16 protein-coding genes are annotated in these 20,124 nt (G+C 67.1%); 5 read left to right on the plus strand and 11 right to left on the minus strand.

The window, feature by feature from the left end; all coding sequences use genetic code 11:
• Nucleotides 1-3 precede the first annotated feature (3 nt).
• The 6 genes from EGT50_RS06630 to EGT50_RS06655 all read right to left on the minus strand — a co-directional run bounded on the left by EGT50_RS06630 (nucleotide 4) and on the right by EGT50_RS06655 (nucleotide 5,813).
• A complete protein-coding gene (locus tag EGT50_RS06630) occupies nucleotides 4-1,002 on the minus strand; it encodes an NHL repeat-containing protein (RefSeq protein WP_127951801.1) in 999 nt (332 codons plus the stop codon).
• Between the two features lie 114 nt (nucleotides 1,003-1,116).
• On the minus strand, nucleotides 1,117-1,983 hold the full coding sequence (locus tag EGT50_RS06635; RefSeq protein WP_127951803.1) for a heme ABC transporter ATP-binding protein: 867 nt from the start codon (nucleotides 1,981-1,983) through the stop codon (nucleotides 1,117-1,119).
• Nucleotides 1,983-3,062, minus strand: coding sequence for a FecCD family ABC transporter permease (locus tag EGT50_RS06640; RefSeq protein ID WP_127951805.1), 1,080 nt, complete (start codon nucleotides 3,060-3,062; stop codon nucleotides 1,983-1,985). The genes EGT50_RS06635 and EGT50_RS06640 overlap by 1 nt, the downstream gene beginning before the upstream one ends.
• On the minus strand, nucleotides 3,059-4,075 hold the full coding sequence (locus tag EGT50_RS06645) for a heme/hemin ABC transporter substrate-binding protein (protein WP_127951807.1): 1,017 nt from the start codon (nucleotides 4,073-4,075) through the stop codon (nucleotides 3,059-3,061). The genes EGT50_RS06640 and EGT50_RS06645 overlap by 4 nt, the downstream gene beginning before the upstream one ends.
• Nucleotides 4,072-4,755, minus strand: coding sequence for a biliverdin-producing heme oxygenase (locus tag EGT50_RS06650; RefSeq protein ID WP_127951809.1), 684 nt, complete (start codon nucleotides 4,753-4,755; stop codon nucleotides 4,072-4,074). Before EGT50_RS06650 ends, EGT50_RS06645 begins: the two co-directional genes overlap by 4 nt.
• Nucleotides 4,756-4,877: 122 nt before the next feature.
• Nucleotides 4,878-5,813, minus strand: coding sequence for an aldo/keto reductase (locus EGT50_RS06655; RefSeq protein WP_127952290.1), 936 nt, complete (start codon nucleotides 5,811-5,813; stop codon nucleotides 4,878-4,880).
• A gap of 207 nt (nucleotides 5,814-6,020) precedes the next feature.
• Between EGT50_RS06655 and EGT50_RS06660 the strand changes: the two genes are divergently transcribed.
• The 5 genes from EGT50_RS06660 to mshC all read left to right on the plus strand — a co-directional run bounded on the left by EGT50_RS06660 (nucleotide 6,021) and on the right by mshC (nucleotide 10,383).
• A complete protein-coding gene (locus EGT50_RS06660; protein WP_206615771.1) occupies nucleotides 6,021-6,866 on the plus strand; it encodes an undecaprenyl-diphosphate phosphatase in 846 nt (281 codons plus the stop codon).
• A gap of 37 nt (nucleotides 6,867-6,903) precedes the next feature.
• A complete protein-coding gene (locus EGT50_RS06665; protein ID WP_127951813.1) occupies nucleotides 6,904-7,593 on the plus strand; it encodes a histidine phosphatase family protein in 690 nt (229 codons plus the stop codon).
• 39 nt (nucleotides 7,594-7,632) lie between these two features.
• Nucleotides 7,633-8,226 (plus strand): DUF3090 domain-containing protein, encoded by a 594-nt coding sequence (locus EGT50_RS06670; RefSeq protein WP_127951815.1) that lies wholly within the window; start codon nucleotides 7,633-7,635, stop codon nucleotides 8,224-8,226.
• A gap of 5 nt (nucleotides 8,227-8,231) precedes the next feature.
• Nucleotides 8,232-9,050, plus strand: coding sequence for an SCO1664 family protein (locus EGT50_RS06675; protein WP_235870632.1), 819 nt, complete (start codon nucleotides 8,232-8,234; stop codon nucleotides 9,048-9,050).
• Between the two features lie 91 nt (nucleotides 9,051-9,141).
• Entirely contained in the window at nucleotides 9,142-10,383 is a 1,242-nt protein-coding gene (gene mshC / locus EGT50_RS06680; RefSeq protein ID WP_127951819.1) for a cysteine--1-D-myo-inosityl 2-amino-2-deoxy-alpha-D-glucopyranoside ligase, read from the plus strand.
• A gap of 25 nt (nucleotides 10,384-10,408) precedes the next feature.
• Here the strand turns inward: mshC and EGT50_RS06685 are convergent, their stop codons facing one another.
• From EGT50_RS06685 to EGT50_RS06705, 5 genes are all read right to left on the minus strand, one after another.
• Nucleotides 10,409-11,728, minus strand: a complete 1,320-nt coding sequence (locus EGT50_RS06685) for an ATP-binding protein (RefSeq protein WP_268960658.1) — start codon at nucleotides 11,726-11,728, stop codon at nucleotides 10,409-10,411.
• Nucleotides 11,729-11,796: 68 nt separating this feature from the next.
• A complete protein-coding gene (locus EGT50_RS06690; RefSeq protein ID WP_235870615.1) occupies nucleotides 11,797-12,531 on the minus strand; it encodes a glycoside hydrolase family 19 protein in 735 nt (244 codons plus the stop codon).
• A gap of 421 nt (nucleotides 12,532-12,952) precedes the next feature.
• Nucleotides 12,953-17,158, minus strand: a complete 4,206-nt coding sequence (locus EGT50_RS06695; RefSeq protein ID WP_127951825.1) for a TIGR02680 family protein — start codon at nucleotides 17,156-17,158, stop codon at nucleotides 12,953-12,955.
• A gap of 19 nt (nucleotides 17,159-17,177) precedes the next feature.
• On the minus strand, nucleotides 17,178-18,587 hold the full coding sequence (locus EGT50_RS06700) for a TIGR02678 family protein (RefSeq protein ID WP_127951827.1): 1,410 nt from the start codon (nucleotides 18,585-18,587) through the stop codon (nucleotides 17,178-17,180).
• Nucleotides 18,584-20,047 carry a TIGR02677 family protein gene (locus EGT50_RS06705; RefSeq protein ID WP_127952293.1) on the minus strand — a complete coding sequence of 488 codons (1,464 nt, stop codon included), beginning with the start codon at nucleotides 20,045-20,047 and terminating at the stop codon, nucleotides 18,584-18,586. The genes EGT50_RS06700 and EGT50_RS06705 overlap by 4 nt, the downstream gene beginning before the upstream one ends.
• Nucleotides 20,048-20,124: the final 77 nt, after the last annotated feature.

Here is a 20,124-nt window from a genome sequence, read left to right on the forward strand (position 1 = left end):
GGATCACCGGGCCGGCAGCGGGATCCGCTGCAGACCATCTCCGGTCGCGGAACCGACGAGCAGCGTACCGCCGACGGTGTCGACCGCCACGGAGTTGGGTTGGCGGACGGTATTGAACCGCGCCTCCTCGACGGGAATACCGGTCGAGATGTCGAAGCCGAGGACCATGTTTACCTCGGTCAGCGTGACCCACACGAGATCGGTCCGCACGTCGTACGCGATTCCGTAAGGGGCACCCGAGACCGGGTAGCGCTGTCGCATGATCAAGGGGTCGGTGGTGAAGACCAGTAGCTCGTCGCCGGTGGTGTCCGTGACGAGTATCCGACCGAACGGGTCGGTCGCGAGTTGGGTAGCGCCCTCACCGGCCCGTAGCGCCATGCCGAGCGAGGAGTCTTCGAGATCGATTTCGGTCACCGATGTCTGCCGTCGGTCCAGAGCGCTCAGGTCGCCGTCGGTCACCGCCAGCGCATCCACCGAGGCGAGACCGGAGACCGTCTGTGTGACGCCGCCGGAGGGATCGAGCACCTGAATCTCCCCGTTGGCCAACCCGACCGCCAGCGAGCCGTCTGGGAGGAAGACCGCAGAGCGAGCGTCACCGTCGACCGCGATCGAGGTCTTCTCGCCGGATGCCGTGTCGACGATCTGCACACGATCATTCATCGGGAGCAGCACCCGCCCGTCCGGCGCCGAGGTGATCTCTGCCGCAGCCCCGTCGAGGACGACCTCCCGCGGTTGCGCCGAACCCTCGGAAAGCAGCAGCAGGCGCGTTCCGTCGTCGGTGAGGATCGCGGTGGTGCTCGAGGTGAGGTCGAACGTGAGTGCGTCGATCGTCTGACCGAGGTTGTCCACCGTCCCGTCCGGCATCGCGCCGGCCGGGGACACGGCCGGGGTCGCGGGTTCGATCGTGGCGAGATTGTCACCGCCCGTCACGGACGCGCACCCGCCCAGCAGCAACGCGGTGCCGATAGCGGTGGCGATGATGCGCGGTGCGGGTATTCGCATGGGTGTGCTCCTGGAAGCTGGTGCGGGGTGGTGCGTGTTCGCTCGCCCTCTAGCATCCATGATCGACCGGACCGGCCGGAATTCGACTCACCTCTTCGCGCGACACGCGACAACTCAGGGAGAGGTACCGGGCGGATCGTCGCGGCGCGGCAACACCAGCATCGCGCCCGACCGGGGGTGCGTGAATACCTCGATCGGATGCCCGTACACGTCGCTCAGCAAGCCCTCGGTGAGGACGTCGGCTGGTGGCCCGTCGGCCGCCGACCTACCGTCATCGAGCACACAAATGCGGTCGGCGTACGCGGCCGCGAGACCGAGGTCGTGCACCACCACCACCACAGCAGCACCCTCGCCCGCGCGCTCACGAACGATTTGCATGACGGCCTCCTGATGGCCGAGGTCGAGCGCCGCGGTCGGCTCGTCGAGCAACACCGTCTCGGTGGACTGGGCGAGCACTCGAGCGAGGGCGACCCTGGCGCGTTCGCCGCCCGAGAGGACGCTGAACGGGCGATCGGCAAGGTGCCGGACATCGCACATGTTCAGGCATTCGTCGATCCGCCGTTCGTCGTCGGTCGCTCGGATGGTTCGGTGCCACGGGGATCGCCCCATTCGGACGACCTGTCGGGCGGTGAACGAGAAGCCGACGGTGTGCTGTTGCGGCAGCACCGCCCGTCGCCGGGCCATCTCACCAGGCGACCAGTGCGCGAGCGGCCTGCCGTCGAGTTCGACCGCACCCGATGCCACCGGCTGATCACCGGACAGGGCGGCCAGCAGAGTCGACTTGCCGGCGCCGTTGGGGCCGACCAGCGCGAGGACCTCGCCGGCGTGGACTGTGAGGCTCACCCCGTCGAGGACGGCGCGGCCGCCACGCTCGACCCTGATGTCCGCGGCGCGCATGGTGACGGTGCCGCGCTCGTTCGGGGTGGGAAGGTCGGACCGTCGTCTGAACAGGCGGCGGGAGCGGTCGAGCAAAAAGGTCATCACGCCCATCCGCCTTGGCTCGAGCGGGTACGGCGCAGCAGCCAGAAGAAGAACGGTCCGCCGACGAGCGAGGTGAGCATGCCGAGCGGTAGATCGGCGTTGGGCACCAGTGTGCGGGCACCGAGGTCGGCCGCGAGCAAGACCACAGCGCCGCCGAGCACGCTGGCAGGCAGCAGCAGTCGGTGCCCGGGACCGACCAGCATCCGCATGACGTGCGGAACCACGAGGCCGACGAACAGGATGATGCCGGTGAACGCCACGCTCGACGACACCAGCACAGCCACGATCACGATCGCGATCAGCCGCAACCGTTCGACGTCCACACCCAGATGCCGGGCTGCGCTTTCGCCGAGCGCCAGCAGGTCCAGCCTGGCCGCGATGAGCATCGACGCCGCGATACCCGCGATCGCCATCGGAGCGACGATCGCGACCGCGTTCCAGGTCGCGCCGTTGAGGCTGCCCAACTGCCAGAACACGATCTGGTCGCGGGCAGCAGGGCTCGCGACGAAGGTGAAGAAGGCAATGAGGCCGCCCGCGAACGCGTTGACCGCGACGCCGGTCAGCACCAAGGTGACAACCTCGGTGCGCCCCTCTGCGCGCGCCAGCAGGTAGACGAGGGTTGTCGTGATCAACCCGGCGATGAACGCCGACGTGGCGACCGCCGGACCGGCGGTGAAGGCGCCACCGAGGACGATGACCGCGCTGGCGCCGACGGCGGCGCCGGCGGAGACGCCGATGACGCCCGGTTCGGCGAGCGGGTTGGAGAATACCCCTTGCAGGAGCGCGCCGGCGCAGCCGAGAGCGGCGCCTACCAGCATGGCAAGAATTACTCGGGGGAACCGCACCTGCCACAGGGTCACTTCACCGCTCGGGTGTGACGGCATCGGACCGATGTCCAGACCGATGCGGTGTGTCAGGCTGCCGAGCACCTCGGCCGGGCTGGTCGGGACCTGGCCGATGGTGGCGGAGGCGAGCGCGAGGAGCGCCAGCAGGATCACCAAGCCCGCGATGACAGTTCCCGCGCGCACCCGGGGACGAGATGCAACTTCTGGGCTCGGTTGCCGCTCGTTGATGCTCATCCCGCGGCGGGACGGTAGATCGCATCGGACAGGGCCGCGAGGATCTGGCCGGTGTTGGGTCCGAAGCTGAGCAACACGCTGTCGGACATGTCGACGACCCGCTTGTTCTGCCCCGCCGGGGTCTGCGCGATGCCCGGGATGTTCTCGAGCCCGTCGAGTCCGCCGATGGATTCGAGTCCGCCAGTCATCATCAACAGGACGTCGGGTGCTGCGGCGATCATGGCTTCGCTGGTAACCGGCTGGAATTGCTGGGTCAGACCGGAGGCGGTGCCCGCGTCCGTCGCACCGAGGGCCTCGATGAGCGCGTCCGCGCCCGATCCGGGGCCGCCGAGGATCATGATGGCGGAGCCGCGAAGGTAGAGGAATGCGATCTCGAGCTTGTCGCGATCCTGCGGGACCGATGCCTTGGCGTCGGCGATCTCCTTCTCGGTGCGCTCTACCAGCTCCGCCCCCTGCGCCGGTACCCCGAGGGCCTGTGCGACGGCGGTGATCTGCCCGGGCACGCCTTCGAGCGTACGAGCGGGATCGAAGAACACGACAGGGATGCCTGCGGTGCGGAGTTGGTCCTGGACGGCCTTCGGGCCGATGCTGGTGTCGGTGAGAACGACGGTCGGGGCGAGGTTCAAGATCGCCTCGGCGCTGAGCGATTGTCCGCCGGGTGTGATGTCGGGGATGTCCAGGGCGGAAGGGAACGCCGACGCGGTGTCCCGGCCGACGACGTTGTCGCCGAGGCCGAGGGCGAACACTGTCTGTGTCAGGGTTCCGTAGCGGTCGGCGGTCACGATCCGGCTGGCGTCGGTGACGGTCACCTCGACGCCGTCGAAGCCTCGCACTGTCGCGGGCAGTTGCGGCGTCGGATTGTCCGCGATCGGGCGGGGATCGGTGTTCGCCACAACCGCGGTGGTGCGGCCGTGCTGGTCGGTGTCGCCGGTCGTGACGGACGTGCAGGCGGCCAGGGTGATGACCGACGCGATCGCGGCCGATGCGGCGAGAAGTCGGGGGAAGTATCTCATTTCACGAGGTAGCGATCGATGTCGGCTTCGAGGTCTGCGAACAGCGCACCGTTGAGTCCGTAGGCCAGGTTGACCTCGGCGATGAACCGAGTCTGCGCCTCGGCTGTCAGGGGCGCCCTGTCGAGCTTGGCGCGGTACTCATCCTTGAACACCTTCGGCTTGGTGATCTGGTCGAAGATGTAGAAGCGTACGCCGTCGACCTCGTAGCCGTAGGCACGCTCGAGCATTCGACGGATGATCTGGCCGCCCGAAAGATCGCCCAAGTAGCGTAGGTAGTGGTGAGCGACGAAGTCGGCCGGGGACGTGAACGCGACCTCCTCGAGGCGCCTGATGTAGCGCTCGGTCGCGGGTTTGGCCACGACCTGCTCCCGCCATCGGGATCCGAGCAGAAACTCGAGGTCGGCGGCCAGGGACGGCAGGCGGATGAGTTCGGGTGCGATGAACGGCGCCGCGAGGGCGTCGTCCGCATGGCTCTCACCGGCGCGTTCGAGCGCCTCGTACACGAGGTACGTCTGCGCTAGGAGCGCGGTATAGCCTTCCTCGAGGAGTTTGCCGGCCAAGAGATCGCCCACGAACCGGGACTGCTCGGTCGCGCGGTGTGCCGCATCGGTCTCGGTCTTGATCCGCGCGGCGAAGCCTGCGGAGTCGTCGACCGAGGCCTGCCGATCGAGCATGTCCATGTGGTCTCCTTCAACAGAGGTAACGGGCGACACAGCGGTAGAAGGTTAGCCTACCCTTTCGTTGTTGCCGTGCGGGGCCCTCGGAACCGGAAGGTTCGTCCAGCAAGCGCCCCGTTCGGCGGTCAGGCACTCACGTCGTCCAGCGCGGCTGCGATCGCCGTTGGCAGTTCGAGTTCCTCGGCCGCCAGCACGCCTGTGAGCTGTGCGATGTCTCGTGCACCCACCACTGCACTCGAGACTCCGGGCCGATCCCGGGCCCACGCGAGGGCGACCGCCAACGGTGACGTGCCCAGTCCGTCAGCCGCGGTGAGGACCGCGTCGACGACCCGCACCGACGTCTCGGTGAGGTAGCTCCTGACCTCCGTCGCACGGTCGTCGTCCGCCCCACGCGAGTCGGCCGGGATCCCGTCCCGGTACTTGCCGGTCAGGATGCCGCCCGCGAGAGGGACGGCGGCGAACACGCCGATCCCGTGGTGTGCGGCCGCGGGGAGTAATTCCTCTTCGACACCGCGGGCCAGCAGGGAGTACTCGGCCTGCGTTGCGACGAGCCGACCGGGACCCTGCCTGTCCGCTGCCGTTGCGAGTTGCCAACCTAGGTATCCGCGAACTCCGGTGTAGCGGACGCGGCCGCTGCTCACGGCGTAGTCGAGAGTCGACGCAATTTCGTCCACAGGAGTCAGCGTGTCCCACGTCGCGACCTGCCACAGGTCGAGGTGATCGGTGCCGAGCTCACGCAGTGTCGCGTCGAGCTGTGTCAACAGACCGCGACGGGAGCAGTCCACCCGTTGCGCGCCCGAAGCGAAGGGATTGATCCCGGCGCTGCCGCCCAGGATGAGGTGCTCGCGCGGCACGACGTCATCGAGCAACTCCGCGAGAATTCGCTGCGCCTTACCGTCGCCGTAGGCGGGCGAGGTGTCGACGAGCGTGCCGCCCGCATCGACGAACGCCGACAATTGTGCCGCGGCCTCGTCGCCATCGGTGTCCCTTCCCCAGTACAGCGTGCCCAGACCGAGTCTCGACACCCGCAATCCGCTTGTCCCCACCGCTCTGTTTTCCATAACCGCCCACGTCTCGACACTGAGAATTCTGGTCGGCGGAACACGTCCACCGATCGAGAACACTAGTGCTGCCCACGGTGCGCCTGGTACAGCCACGCCGAGTACCGTCTCCCCGGTGAAACTTGGACCGCACGTGTGTAATCCGAATGCTCCGCATCTCGCCCGTCGGCTTGCTCCTGCACCGAGTGACTCGAGGTTGCGTTCGTGATCGGGGAGTCCATGACCTGGCTCCAGGCAATCGTCCTGGGTGCGGTGCAGGGTCTGACGGAGTTCCTTCCCATCTCGTCCTCTGGCCACTTGAGGATCGTTTCGGAGATTTTCTTCGGTACGGACGCCGGTGCGTCGTTCACCGCCGTGACCCAGCTCGGCACCGAGGCGGCGGTTCTGGTCTATTTCGCTCGCGACATCGGCCGCATCGCGACGGCATGGTTCCGCGGTCTGGTCCACGCCGAGCACCGCGGGGGTCTCGACTACCGCATGGGCTGGTACGTCATTCTCGGCACCATTCCGATAGGTGTGCTCGGGTTCTTCTTCAAAGACCAAGTCCGCACCAGCGCGAGGAATCTGTGGCTGATCGCGTCGGTGCTCATCATCTTCGCGTTGGTGATCGCGGCCGCGGAACACTACGGCCGCAAGAGGCGTCCCATCGAGGATCTGCGGTTGCGGGACGGCATCGTCATGGGTTCGGCACAGGCGCTTGCGCTGATCCCGGGAGTCTCGCGCTCCGGAGCCACCATCAGCGCGGGCCTGTTCCTCGGGCTCACCCGTGAGGCGGCCGCGCGTTACTCGTTCCTGCTTGCCATCCCCGCGGTGGTCGCGTCGGGTCTGTTCAGTCTCCCGGACGCGTTCGAACCCGTCGGCGAGGGCCTCAATGCGTCTGGACCGCAGCTGTTCCTGGCAACACTCATCGCTTTCGTGATCGGATACGCGTCGATCGCCTGGTTGCTCAGGTTCGTCGTGAACCACTCGATGTACTGGTTCGTCGGCTACCGGATCATCCTCGGAACCGTCGTTCTCGTGCTCCTCGCAACGGGAACGGTCTCGGCGACGTGACCGGTAACGGGCGCGCTCCGCAACTAGGCTGGGGCGCATGACAGTCATCCTGTTGCGCCACGGCCGGTCGACGGCGAACACGTCGGGGATCCTCGCCGGCCGTTTGCCCGGTGTCGCGCTCGACGAAGTCGGCATCGAGCAGGCGAAGAGCCTGATCGACCGTCTGGCCGGGGTCGCGATCGAGGAGATCGTGCAGTCGCCCCTGCTGCGCTGCGAACAGACTGTCGCGCCGCTCGCCGTCGACCGTGGTCTGACGCCACGCGTCGAGGAGCGGTTGGTCGAGGTCGACTACGGGCAGTGGACCGGGCGTTCGCTGAAGGAATTGCTCACCGAGCCGCTGTGGAAGATCGTCCAGCACCAAGCATCTGCAGCAGTTTTCCCGGATGGAGAAGGCCTGGCGGAGGTGCAGGCCCGGGCGGTGGCCGCCGTCCGCGAACACGACCGGCGGCTCGCCGACGCGCATGGGCGGGACGTCGTGTGGGTCGCCTGCAGTCACGGTGACGTCATCAAGTCCGTGCTTGCCGATGCGGTGGGCTGCCACCTCGACGGGTTCCAGCGCATCGTGGCCGAACCGGCGTCGATCAGCGTGGTCCGGTATACCGACTTGCGGCCGTTCGTCCTACGGATGAACGACACCGGGAGCGACCTCAGCGGCCTCGACAGTGGCGGGCGGGAAGCGGGCAGTGGGCAATCGGTTCCCGGGGGTGAGGTCGGTCCTGTTCGGTAGGCGGATAATGAAGCGGAATGGATAGAACGAGGAGGTGCAATGCCACGCGCAATACACGTTTTTCGCACCCCTGATCGATTCGTTGCGGGGACGGTCGGCGAGCCCGGCGACCGGTCGTTCTATCTCCAGGCTGTGCACGATGCCCGGGTGGTGAGCGTGCTGCTCGAAAAGCAGCAGGTGCAGGTGCTCGCCGACCGGATGGGGCTGTTGCTCGACGAGGTTCATCGTCGGTTCGGTACCGCCGTGCCGCCGGAGGGCGGCGAACTCGGCGACCTCAGCCCCCTCGTCACGCCGCTGGATGTCGAGTTCAGGGTCGGAACGATGGGCCTGGGATGGGATGCGGAGGCCGAGGCGGTCGTGGTCGAGTTGCTCGCGGTGAGCGAGACGGAATTCGACGAGTCGGTGGTGCTCGACGATGCCGAGGAGGGCCCGGATGCGGTGCGAGTGTTCCTGACGCCGGTGCAGGCCCGTGAGTTCGCGTTGCGCTCCGAACGCGTGGTAGCTGCCGGACGGGCTCCATGTCCGCTGTGCGGGGAACCGCTCGCGGCCGACGGGCATGTCTGCATCCGCACCAACGGCTATCGGCGTACCGCAGGGTTCGATTCGTCGGTCGAGTTCGGGGAAGAGCTTTGAAGTTGGTGCCTTTCGACCCGCTGGACCCGACGGCTCGCGAGTTGCTCTCCGAGGGAGAGTTGACGCTGGTCGGCCGAATCGTTCACGCCAGCAACGCAACGCTGGTAGCCGAGGCGTCGTCCGATGGACGGTCGGTTCGATGCGTGTACAAGCCAGTGAGGGGGGAACGCCCGCTGTGGGACTTTCCTCACGGAACCCTCGCCGGACGTGAGGTCGCCTCGTACCTGATCTCGGAGGAACTCGGCTGGGGGGTGATTCCCCGCACCATCCTTCGGGATGGCCCTCTCGGTCCTGGCATGGTCCAGCAGTGGATCGACACACCGGATCGGCACCCGGAATCGGATGGACAACTGGATCTGGTCGACATCTGCCCGCCCGACGAGGTGCCTCCCGGATGGCTCGAGGTACTGCGTGCCCTGGACGTTCACGGCGCCGAAGTCGCGTTGATCCACGCCGACGACCCGCGGCTGCAGCGGCTGGCCGTGCTCGACGTGCTGCTCAACAACGCCGACCGAAAGGGCGGTCATGCGCTCGAAGGAATCGACGGGTCCGTGTACGGGGTCGACCACGGTATTTGCCTGCACGAGGAATACAAGCTTCGCACCGTTCTGTGGGGATGGTCCGGGCAGCCGATCGGCGACGACTTGATGGTGGACATCGAGTCGTTCGTCAAGCGACTCGGAGACGAGATTGCTCCGGTACTTGCCGAATACATCACCGTGCGTGAGGTCGACGCTCTGCGAGGTCGTGCGACCGCGCTTCTCCACGCACCGGTGATGCCGCATCCTTCCGGGTCACGCCCGATTCCCTGGCCGGCGTTCTAGCCCGGCACGTGTCAGGCACCGGAACCCGGTCCCCATCCCACACCTCGTCCGACCGCGAGAGCGGTTCGGACTCTCCACTAGGCTCATGGTCATGCAGTCTTGGTCCGAAATAGCTGTCCCGTCCGTGCCCGGTCAGGGCCCCGCCCTCCGGCTCTACGACACAGCGGACCGACAGGTCCGGCCAGTCACTCCTGGCCAGACCGCGAGGATGTACGTGTGCGGCATCACGCCGTACGACGCGACGCACCTCGGGCATGCCGCAACGTATCTGACGTTCGACCTGGTGAACCGCATCTGGCTGGATGCCGGGCACGACGTCCACTACGTGCAGAACGTCACAGACATCGACGATCCGCTGTTCGAGCGCGCCGAGCGAGACGGTGAGGACTGGGTCGTCCTGGGGATGCGCGAGACGGCGCTGTTCCGTGAGGACATGGAGGCGCTGCGGGTCCTGCCGCCTCGGGACTACATCGGTGCCGTCGAATCGGTCAAAGAGGTTGTCGAACTGGTCGAAAAGTTCGTCGCGTCCGGCGCTGCCTACATCGTCGATGACCCGGAGTACCCGGATGTGTACTTCCGCGCCGACGCGACCACCCAGTTCGGGTACGAATCCGGTTACGACCGCGCGACGATGGACCACTTGTTCGCCCTCCGCGGTGGTGATCCGGACCGTCCGGGCAAGAAGGATCCGCTCGACGCCCTGGTGTGGCGCGCGGAGCGGGCGGGAGAACCGTCGTGGCCGTCGCCGTTCGGGCCGGGCCGGCCCGGCTGGCATGTCGAGTGCGCCGCCATTGCGCTCAACCGCATCGGTTCGGGTTTCGATATCCAGGGTGGCGGTAGTGACCTGATCTTCCCGCACCACGAGTACTCGGCTGCGCATGCTGAATCGGCCACCGGCACACGACGTTTCGCACGTCATTACGTTCACGCCGGGATGATCGGCCTGGACGGTGAGAAGATGTCCAAGAGTCGCGGCAACCTCGTGTTCGTCTCCAAGCTACGTGGCGAGGGGGTGGACCCGGCCGCGATCCGGCTCGGGCTCCTCGCCGGGCACTACCGGACTGACCGCCCGTGGACCGACGAGCTGCTGGCCACCGCGCAGGAACGACTGAGCCTGTGGCGCAAGGCTGCCGGTCTCGGATCGGGGCCGTCCGCGGACGACACGATCGCTCGGCTCCGTCAGCATCTCGCCGACGACCTGGACACGCCCAAGGCGCTCGATGCGGTCGACGGCTGGGTGCGCCGGGCTCTGGACCACGGCGGGCCGGACGCCTCCGCGCCGAGCGCCCTCGCTACCGCGGTTGACGCACTACTGGGCATCGACCTGCGCTGATCGCGAGCTACGCCGATGGCGGTGTTCACAACCGTGTGAACAGGTTTCGGTCCTCCTCGAACTCGCTGAGGATCTCCGACGTCAGTGTCGGCCGGGTGTCGCCGATCGCGGCGAGATAGTCGTCTGTGGCTGCCGGCCGGCCCGAACGGTCTGGGACCTCCCGTTCGAAGGCGGCCTGCGATCCCTTGCGAGCAGCGAACTCGATGTCGGCGGGAGTGAAGAGCTCACTGGCGTCGACCAGGCGGTCGAGATCGACGTCTTCCGCCGCATTGCCGAGGTACCGCTTCCACACCGCGCGCCGGGCGGGCGCGTCAGGTGGCCCCACCGGGATGGTGTAGTCGAACCGACCCGGGCGCAGGAACGCCGAGTCCAACGAGTGCACCGAGTTCGTCGCGCACACCAGAAGGCGGTGCTCGCTCTCACGGAACGTCGGTATCAGTTTGAGCAGTTCATTGGTGACGCCGTGCGCCGGATTCGTCGCGAGTCCGGTTCGGGTGCTTGCGATCTCTTCGACCTCGTCGATGAACAGCACGACCTCTTCGAGCTCGGCGAGGTCCGCGAACACCCCGCGAAGGGCCGCGGCAAGGCCACCGGGTTCCGATGCCGCGAGGCGAGACGGGAACAGTTCCACGAACGGCCATTCGAGTCGGGATGCGATGGCCTTCGCGAAGCTGGTCTTGCCCGTTCCCGGTGGCCCGAACAAGATCACGGCTTTCGGTGGTTTGACCCCGTACCGGTCGGCGACGTTCGGGTGCTCGAGCGGCAACACGATGCGGCGCTCGATGACGTCCTTCACCGATTCCATCCCGGCCATCTTGTTCCAGAGTCCGATCGGCATAAGGCGTCCGCCGAGTTCGCTGAGCAGTGTCTGGTCGGGGCCGGGCGGTTCGAGCAGTTCGTAGTAGACCAGTCCGTCGCGGCGCACATATCCGGAGTGCTCGAACGCGGCCGATCCGGTGGCGCCGTCGGGGAGAACAGCTGAGATCCGACGGACACCGGATGCGCTCAGCCGGCGCTGCAGATGGGCGAGCAGGTCGCTGCCGATGCCCCGGTTGCGCCACCGGCCCCCCAGCGCCACCAGCAGGATCCATGCCCGTTCACCATGAACCTGGGCCACCGCCATGCCCACGAGTTCGTCGCCCGCGACCGCGACGACAGAGGGTGCGCCCGACCGGGCGGCCGCGACCACCTCGGCAAGAGTGAACACGGGTTCGGGGGAGCCTGGTGGTCGGCTCTGATCCCAGATCTCGATCGCTTGGTCCAGATCGTCGTTCTGGAAGTCGCGCAATCGCCACACCGGCATCTGCCCACCTCGATCCGATCGTCGGACCCTTCCAGTAGACACCGCGATCACCGTGCTGTCAGTCCGTGCGACCGCCAGGCCACGTGCTCGAACGCTGTGGAGGCGAACCGTCAGCCAAGAACGGAGAGAGCCCGCTTGAAGCTGGCGACTCGTTTCGACATCCCGTGTGTGCCACCGTTGACGATCCGCGACACCTTCTCGATGCTTCCGGTGTCCGAGACGGCGTTGAGGTTGCGGGACTGCCAGTACCAGGCCGCGGTGTCGAACGCGTTCTCCGGCTTGGACATCAGTTCGGGATTGGCGACGAAGTCGATCCCGAGGTGCTTGCTGACGTTCTGATAGTTGTGTCGGCCGGTGACCTGAATCGCTCCGCGTCCCTTGTATCGAACTCCGTCGCCTGGGGAGACGTTGCCCAGATCGGCACGTCCCTCGTACGCACGACCGGATGCGTACTCCTCGAATGTGCGGAATGAGTCCGACTCGACTACGAGCTGTGCGATGAAGGCAGCCTTGCGGACGGGAGTGTCGATTGTCGCCATCGCGAGCGCTTCGTTGAGCGGCTCGACGTACTGCTCCAGTTTCGTGGACGCTACGTGCGGGATGATGCGGACGAGTTCGTCCAGCGTCACCGACGCCGGATTCGGCGGGGGTGGCGGCGGTGGCGGTGGCGGGGGCGGCGGCGCGACAGGGACCTGCGTGGCGGGAGTCGCTCCGGGCGTGGAGTCGGCCATGTCGAGGGCCTTCGCCAGGCTCTTCCCGTCGAGGAACTGGACGGGTGCCGCCTGCGCGGCGGGCAGGGACTCGGCGTGGCTGGACGCGAATGGCCCGAGCACGACGTTCCCCATCCAGAGTCCGGCGGCGGCGATGGACGCGACGCCTGTGAAGCGAGCTCGTGAATTGAACCGAGATCGTGAGGTCGACGTTTGGTTATGGAACGAGGTTGTACGCGACTCGTGCATGGTTCGTGCTCCAGCTATTCGGCTGCAGACGCGGCAGCCTCCGAACGTGAGCACCGGTAGAGTCGGGAGACGACGTTGTTCCGGACCGTTGCATCACCCGGTGGTCACGGCAAGGTCACAACCAGATAACAGGGTGATCGTTGGAAGATTCAAGGAAAACCGACGAGGATCACATTCGACCCACATCGTGGTCCGTGTCACCATTCGGGGTGATGGCGTGGCGCGGTACCCACGGCAGACTGTGAATCGACCAGCTGAATCGAGCACCTGACTCGAGCGGCGAGCGAAGCCGAGCTATCCGAACCGGTCAGTAGTTCCCGCCGCCGGTCGCATGAACCTCGGCGAATTCGAACTCACCCTCGGACTGTGCGGGCACCCGCCGTCGCATCGGTGAGCCGAGGGCTCGGGACAGGTTGCCCCCGTTGTGTTCTGCGAGAAGTTCTCCGCCGGACCACACGAGCAGTGCCGCGCTGACAGTGTGTTCCGCCGTCGAGTGCGCGAGGTCGTAGTGCGCGCATCCCGGCACACCGGCGTACGTGATCCACAGGTCGTACCCGGTCATGAACAGGTCCAAGTCGAACTGGACGCTCAGCCCCAGGAGTTCACTGCGTCCGTTGTCGTCGACGCCGGCGAATGCCTCGTCAAGCCCGAGCAGTCGCGGTGAGTGCGGATCCGCCGACGAGAGCATCACGTGTGCGGCCGCGAAGAGCGGCAGGTGCAGAGACACCGACTGCTCGCCGCCCGAGAGGGCGCTGTGCCGAGCCACGGTCAGTCGGTCCTCGCTGCCGTCGCCGCCGACCAGAGTGAACGAGAACACCCGCCAGCGCCGGTAGTCGAGCGCGGCCGCGAGGATCTCCGGGTAGGATCGTTCGGGATGGGCCGCACGGGCCAGACGCACCTGGGACGCGAAATGTGCTCGGATAGTGGTCAATTCGTCGGCACTCAGCGCCGACGGCACCCGCTCCAGCAGCTTCGAGACTACGCGAGAACTGTCGTCGAGGTTGTCGGCGAGGACCCAGTGGACGCCGATCGTGCTGCCCGATGACATGCGCCGCTCGCGCATCTCGGCGCCCATCTGTCCGATCAACTCTCGCGCGTCGGCGGTGCGCTCGTGGATCTGCTGGGCGAGACCGGTCAGGAGCGCGTCCTCGAGGATTCGTCGTTCCGAATCCGTCAGCAACACTTCCTGATCCAGACGTGCAGTCCGGATCCGTGAGGCGAACTCACCGATCGACGAGTAACCGTGATCGTCCTGGACCGACACGACGGTGAGCCCGTCCGGTGCGTCCCACTGCAGTCGGTAGCCCTGGCCGGACGCAGCCAGCTCGGCGTCGAAGTCCTGCAACGCAGCCGTGAGTGCCGACCGTGTCGACTTCCGGGCGCTCTCACTTGTTTTCACCGATGCCGTGGCGGCGTTGATTGCACCGTAGAGTGTGTCCACTTCGGGTGGCAGGATCGGGGAGTGACGATCTCCCTCGGTCGTGATGCGGTACACGAGTTGCTCGGGACTCATCCAGGCCGCGGCGCTCTGCGGCCACGAATGCTCGGTCGCGACGCCGAGTAGGTGTAGCAGATCACGCTGTGCATACGGTGCGAGTCGGTCTGCGTCCGTCCGTGTCTCGGTCAGCGCGGTGAGGAGCGCCTCGACGGCCCCCGTATACGCTCCCTCCGCCTTGCCGATCAGTTCGACGGCAGCATCGTAGGTCTTGCGTGCCGCGCGCTGTTCGGCCTTGCACGTCTCGATCCGGGTCCGGGCCCGCTCGAGATCCGCGTCGATCTGCTCGGCGCTCGCTCCCAGCGCTTCCCGGAGGGTCTCGAGGCGGCAGAGCTGCTGCCCGTAGTTCTCCTCCGCGATAGCAGCTTCCTCGACGAACTCCTCAGTGTTGCCACGGGCTTCGTCGAGTCGGCTTTCCGCCTCGCGGTGGTATTCGAGTTCCTTGTCGTGCTCACGCCGGCATCGCAGCAGCTGCTCTCCCAGGCTCTCGAAGTGCCGGATCGCGGCGGCAAGCGTGTCGATCTCACGGGACCGGCGGGATGTGCGATGTTCGGCAGCCACGACGCGAAGCTGCTTTTCCTTTGCCGTGTGGTCCGCAATCGCCTGATCGAGCTCCTCGCCGGCACTCCTGGACGACTCCGATCGGGTGCGAAGGGCGCCCGCCGCCTCGGAGAGCCGCTTGATCGCGGCGAGTACGCCCGACGTGCGCGGTAATGCCCTGGAGGCGTTCGCCAACCGGTCGACGACTCGAGCGGCCTGGGCCTCGGAGTCACGGGCTGCGGCGAGAGCATGCTCGACAGCGGCGATCTCCCGGTCGAGTTCCTCCAAGCGTTGGGCACGACGACGTTCGCGGGCAGTCGAGCCGATGTATTCGGCGTCCGCCTTGACGTGGCGGCCGTGCTGGATGCCCTGCCAGAACCGGCCGTCCACACCTACGCCGACGGTGTCGGGGACGTCGGGGCTGCCGGCGCCGTCGCGAACGAGCGCCACCGACGCGAGAATCGCCGAGACCACGGAATCCGGGACGTCAGTATCTGGTTCGACCTCGAGGACGTCCGCCAACGTCGGTCCCTGCGGCCGCCGGTCCTCGGGCAAGGGCACGAGGAACTGCTCTGAGGTCATGCGCGGCGCCGGCCCGTCGCCACCGAAGACCCAGGCGTCGAGAAGGTTTGCAGCTGCCAGAGCCGATTCGATGCCGGCGGCGACGGAGGGCTCCACGCCGTCGGCGAACCGCACCAGTCGCCACAGCGGGGCCCCGGGAAGACCACTGCGGTCGCTCGAACGGAATGCGAAACCTGCCGGAGCATCGTCGTGTTGGTCCGAGACCCGCTTTCGGTTGGACTGCAGCGCGGCGATCTGTTCCATGCTCGAGGACTGGTCGGCCTGCGCGCTGCGGCGAAGGGCCCGTTGCTCGTCGAGCGCCGACTGCGTGTGCTCGTGCAGCACGGTCGTCAAGCTGGGCGAGTCGGCCTCGCCGACCTGTGCGAGGGCCGCGTCGAGCGCGGTGAACAGGGCCGCGGTCACCCCGGCCGATCGGTATTCGGCGGAATGCTCGCTCCACCAACTCCGTAGGTCGGCCGCGCAGTCCGCACGGGCCAGCTCGACGGACGCCTCGGCCTCCGCGACGATGGCTTGGCCCGCGTCGAGCAGATCGCGGCCCCTGTCGGCGGCGCGCCCGGCGCGATCACGCTCCGTAGCGGCCTTCTCGACCGCTGCGAGTGCGGCGCGCACGGCCCGCACGTCGCCATCACGTTCCTCGGCGTGACCCCGGACGGCAGTCGTGATCTGATCCGATCGTGCGGTCTCGTGCAGCGGCGTCCACACGATTCCCGCCTGCTCGGCTGCTTCGGCCAGTTCCTCCTCGGCTCGCACCAGCGCCGCATGCGCACGGCCGACCGAGTCCGCCGCGCGGGAAGCCTCGTCCATTCGCTGCCCCAGCGTCGACTGGGCCTTGCGTGCCTTGTCGGCCTGCTGTGTGGTCGAGAGTTTCAGCTGCTCGACGGCGGCCGCGAGATCGTCGAGTTGTTGCTTGCCCTCGTAGGCGCCCGATCGCTGGAGGGTGTCGAGGTCGACACGGGCTTGCTCGAGAGCGCGCTCGGCCTCGGTGAACCGCTCTTCGGCGAGGACGCGCTCCTCCTGCCGTGACGTCTGCAGCGACCGCGCCTCATCCAGGGTCGCCGTCGCACGGCCGACTGAGTCGAGCCGACGAGCGACCTGCTCGATATCTGTGCGCGCCTGCTGAGCCAAGTACCTCGAGTACACCGTCACGAAACTCTGTGCCGCATGGTCGGCGGCCGTCAGTCCCTCGAGCGCCCGGCCCACCTCCTCGAGGTCGCTGAAGGAGCGGGCCGCCTCGAGGACGAGCTGGTCGTCGAGCGGCCGCAGGCCATCGGTGAGCGCCTGTGACAGGCCTTTCGGGTCCAGATTCTTGGCCAGCTGTGGGCGTCGCAGGGTCAGGATCAAGTTGATCAACTGGTCGTAGCGCTGCGATCCGAGCCCGAACAGGCGGGCGTCGATCGCTCCGCGGTAGTCGACCGGGCGGTCGGTGATGGTGTCGCTGCCGATTTGCTCTGCGAGCTGCTTTTTGGTGAGCGGTCGGTCGTCATTGCCGAGGAGCGAGAAGTCGATACCCACGCGACCGTCGGCGACGAAGTACCAGCGGGTGACCTTGTCGTTGTGGCGGGTGGCGCGCATCCCTATACCGACAGTGACGGCTTCGGGGTCGTTCGCCGGTCCGCGACTGAACTCCATCCACACGTACGAATGCGCCGAATCCTGGCCGCGGTAGAGCAGATTCGACTTCATCGTCCGTTCCTCGCCCGCGAACGGGTTGAGGCGGCGAGGCTCGATTCGACCGTCGAGAACGAACGGGAACAGCACCTCGAGGGCTTTGGTTTTCCCTGAGCCGTTGGGGCCGCGCAGTACGAGACGACCGTCTGCGAACGAGAACTCCTGGTCTCGGTAGTCCCAGAGGTTGATGATCCCGGCGCGGGTCGGTTTGAAACGCGCGTGTGGCATGAGAACGGAGTCCCTACTTCTAGACCGGTCGAGTGTCGTCGGTTCGGCCGGTAACCGGTTCGTGGAACAGATCGGACTGTGCGCTGCGGTGCCGGATGTTGACCACGACGCCGCGGAATCGGGCGATGGCCGGCAGCACCAGGACACCGTCGTCGACTTTCCTGACCAGGTCGAGTCGATCGAGCAGTGCGATGGCGTTTCGTCGCAACCCGGCGTGGTCGGCCTGCCACTGTGCGGCGAACGTCCGTCCGAACTGCCGGACGAGCTTGCCCACCGCCTCGGCCAGCCAGGCGTCACCGAGCTGCGGGTAGCGGGCGGGCTCGGAAGCGTTCTCGACGGGGGTCGTTGGCTCAGAGGGTGCGGCCGCCGGATCCTCAGCTAGTTGCTCGAATATCCCAGCGCGGGGGATCGCGGCATCGAGTTGCGTGGTGAGTTCGAACCGGCTGCGGTCGGGGAGTGGTCGGTGCTGCAACTGCGGTGCATCCAGGTCGAGGACTCGGTCGGCCATTTCGCCGGCCAGGAGCAGTGCGACCTGTGAGACCGTCCCAGTGCTGGGGAACCGTACGTCGGACATCCGGCCGGAAGGGTCGATCATTGCGATGCCCTCGGCTCGCCGCTCGGCCACCAGACCGGTTAGATCCTCCACGGCGGCCGCCGTGCGGGGCAACGCGAGCTGGAGCCGTTCGTCGTCGGCCAGTTCGTCCGCGTACACGACGGGACGTTCGACGAGTGCGCGCCGGATGCGACGCGCGGTCTCTCGCGGGTCGGCCGGGCGAGGCCCGACCGCTGCCTCCTGGAGCCGATCCTTCTCGCCCTCGAGTAGGGACCGCACCGAGGTCACGTGCTGCAGGACGCGCGGCGGGCGGAACAGTGCGATCACCACCGAGCGGTCGATGTCGTAGAGTGCCTCGCCCGTATCGGGATTCGACGCCCACCCGCCGGCGTCGCCGTCGGCGAGCACGATTGCACCACGGGCGGCAAGCCAGGCGACCGCGTCGACGAACGCGTCTCGGTCCGCCGCCCGCTCGGTGGATAGCGTCACTCCGGGGACCTGCGCGGCTTCTGTGGCGACGTGGTCAGCCAACTCGGACAACGTGATCTGGTTCCCGGACCGCCCGAGCGCTGCGAGCGCCAACGCGAGGTAGGCGTAGCGGTGCCGGTCGAAAACCCGGTCACTCGGAGTTCGTGCGGGGGTGTCTGGGACGAGCCGGTCGGGCACCGTGAACAAACGCGCTGTCGTCTCGGTGACCTCGAATCGGTACCCGAACAGCTCGAGTAGGTCCTCACGCAGTTCGGTGGCCCATCTGCGCAGGAGCGGAAGCGCGAGGCGGTCTGGATAAGTCTGCGTCACAAGATGATTCGACAAGATCATGCGGGCAGCCCGCTGGTACATGTCGATCTCGAGCGGTGAGATGGTGCGGGCCCTCATTGCACCGTCACCTGCAGTCCGTCGAGATGAAGCCGGCCACGGGTGGTCTGGACGACCGTTGATTCCGCATGCGGACGCAGCGTCAGCCGGACACCGTTCTCCGAGCCCGTCGAACTCGGGACGGTTCCGCTGACCGGCACCCGTGCGGTGAGTGCGGCGCTGAGCAGGCTGAGTAGCACGTCGGTCTCTCGAGTGTCGAGCACCCGGTCGTAAGCGCCCCCGGCAGCGAGCGAGGCCGCGGCCGTGGCCCGCGCCTGCTGCGCTGCGAGCTGTTCCTGGCGAAGCCGCCGGACGCCGGCCTCGTCGCGCTGGACACGGGCGGGGATGCCTGGCAACGCCGGCCGTCCGGTCTCCGCGAGAGTTCGGGAGACCTCGACAGGTGCCGCCACCCACCACGACCGCGAATCGGGGATGATGTCGTTGTCCGGGTGGACCATCGACAGGTGCCGTGGGCGGCCGAGGTCGAAGACGAGTTGGTACAGCGCGTGCGCCGAGTCTTCCGTGGGGGCCGCGGCGAACCAGCCTGCGAGGTGCCGCAGCTGACTCTCGCGGCTCACGCCGCCCCGCCGGGCCTCGGTTACCCGGCGTAGGAGAGAGAGTACGGCCGCGACGGCGCTCATCGTGCCCTCCCGCAGTCGATCAGACTCGCTCGGAGCGGACGCAGCGACGAACCACTGTGTCAGTCCCGACCAGCGTGTGCGCCAGTCGGACTCGCGATGCTCGCGAGGGAGGAAGACGCGTTCGTCACTTGCAGCGGCACGAGCGATCAGCGAGTCGACTCCGGTTGCCTCCACGACCTCGATCGCGGTCGCAAGTCTCGGGGCGTACCGCGCGAGATCGGAACTGAACTCCCGCATGTGGCTGAGCAACGCGTCCTTGTGGGTGAGGAACCCCTCAGGCGTGATCTCCGTGGTGCGGACCAAATCGCCGAGCATCAGGTAGAACTGCGCAGCGCGTGCGGCCATATCGGTGAGCGTGGAATCGAGTCGTGCGAGCTTGCGGTAGATGAGATCGCCGTCCGCCCGCCGGTTCGCCTCAGCGAGTTCCTCGAGGTCTGCGAGCAAGTCCGGCAACGCGAGCCGGGACAAGGTCGCGTCTTCGAGGCGGGCGCCCAGAAGGTCCTCGACCGCTCGGAACGCCAGGTAGCCGGCCTGACTGAACTGGTATACGAAGTGACGGTTCCGGTACTCGGCAAGCGTTGCGACACGGCTGCCGTCGTAGCTGCGCTCGAGAAGGCCCCATGAATGCAGTTGTTCGAGGAGGGGGGTGATCTCGGCCGACGTCATGGCTGCGGCGGGATTGTCGCCCGCGATCCTGGTGAGGATATCCGCCGCATCGCCCGCGTGCAGGAGCACGACGTAGTTCGCTCGGGCGTTGTCGAACGCCCTCAGCACCCACAGGTACTCGGCACGCTTCTCCGCGGTTGTGAAGGAGAACAGCCGCAACCGGTCCTCGTGCATGGCGAGATCGGCGTCCGCTGACAGCCGCGTGTCACCTGAATCGCTCACCGTGCCAGCGTAGGACGTCAGTGGGCGGA

It is taken from the genome of Rhodococcus xishaensis, from assembly GCF_004011825.1.
Classification (GTDB): domain Bacteria; phylum Actinomycetota; class Actinomycetes; order Mycobacteriales; family Mycobacteriaceae; genus Prescottella; species Prescottella xishaensis.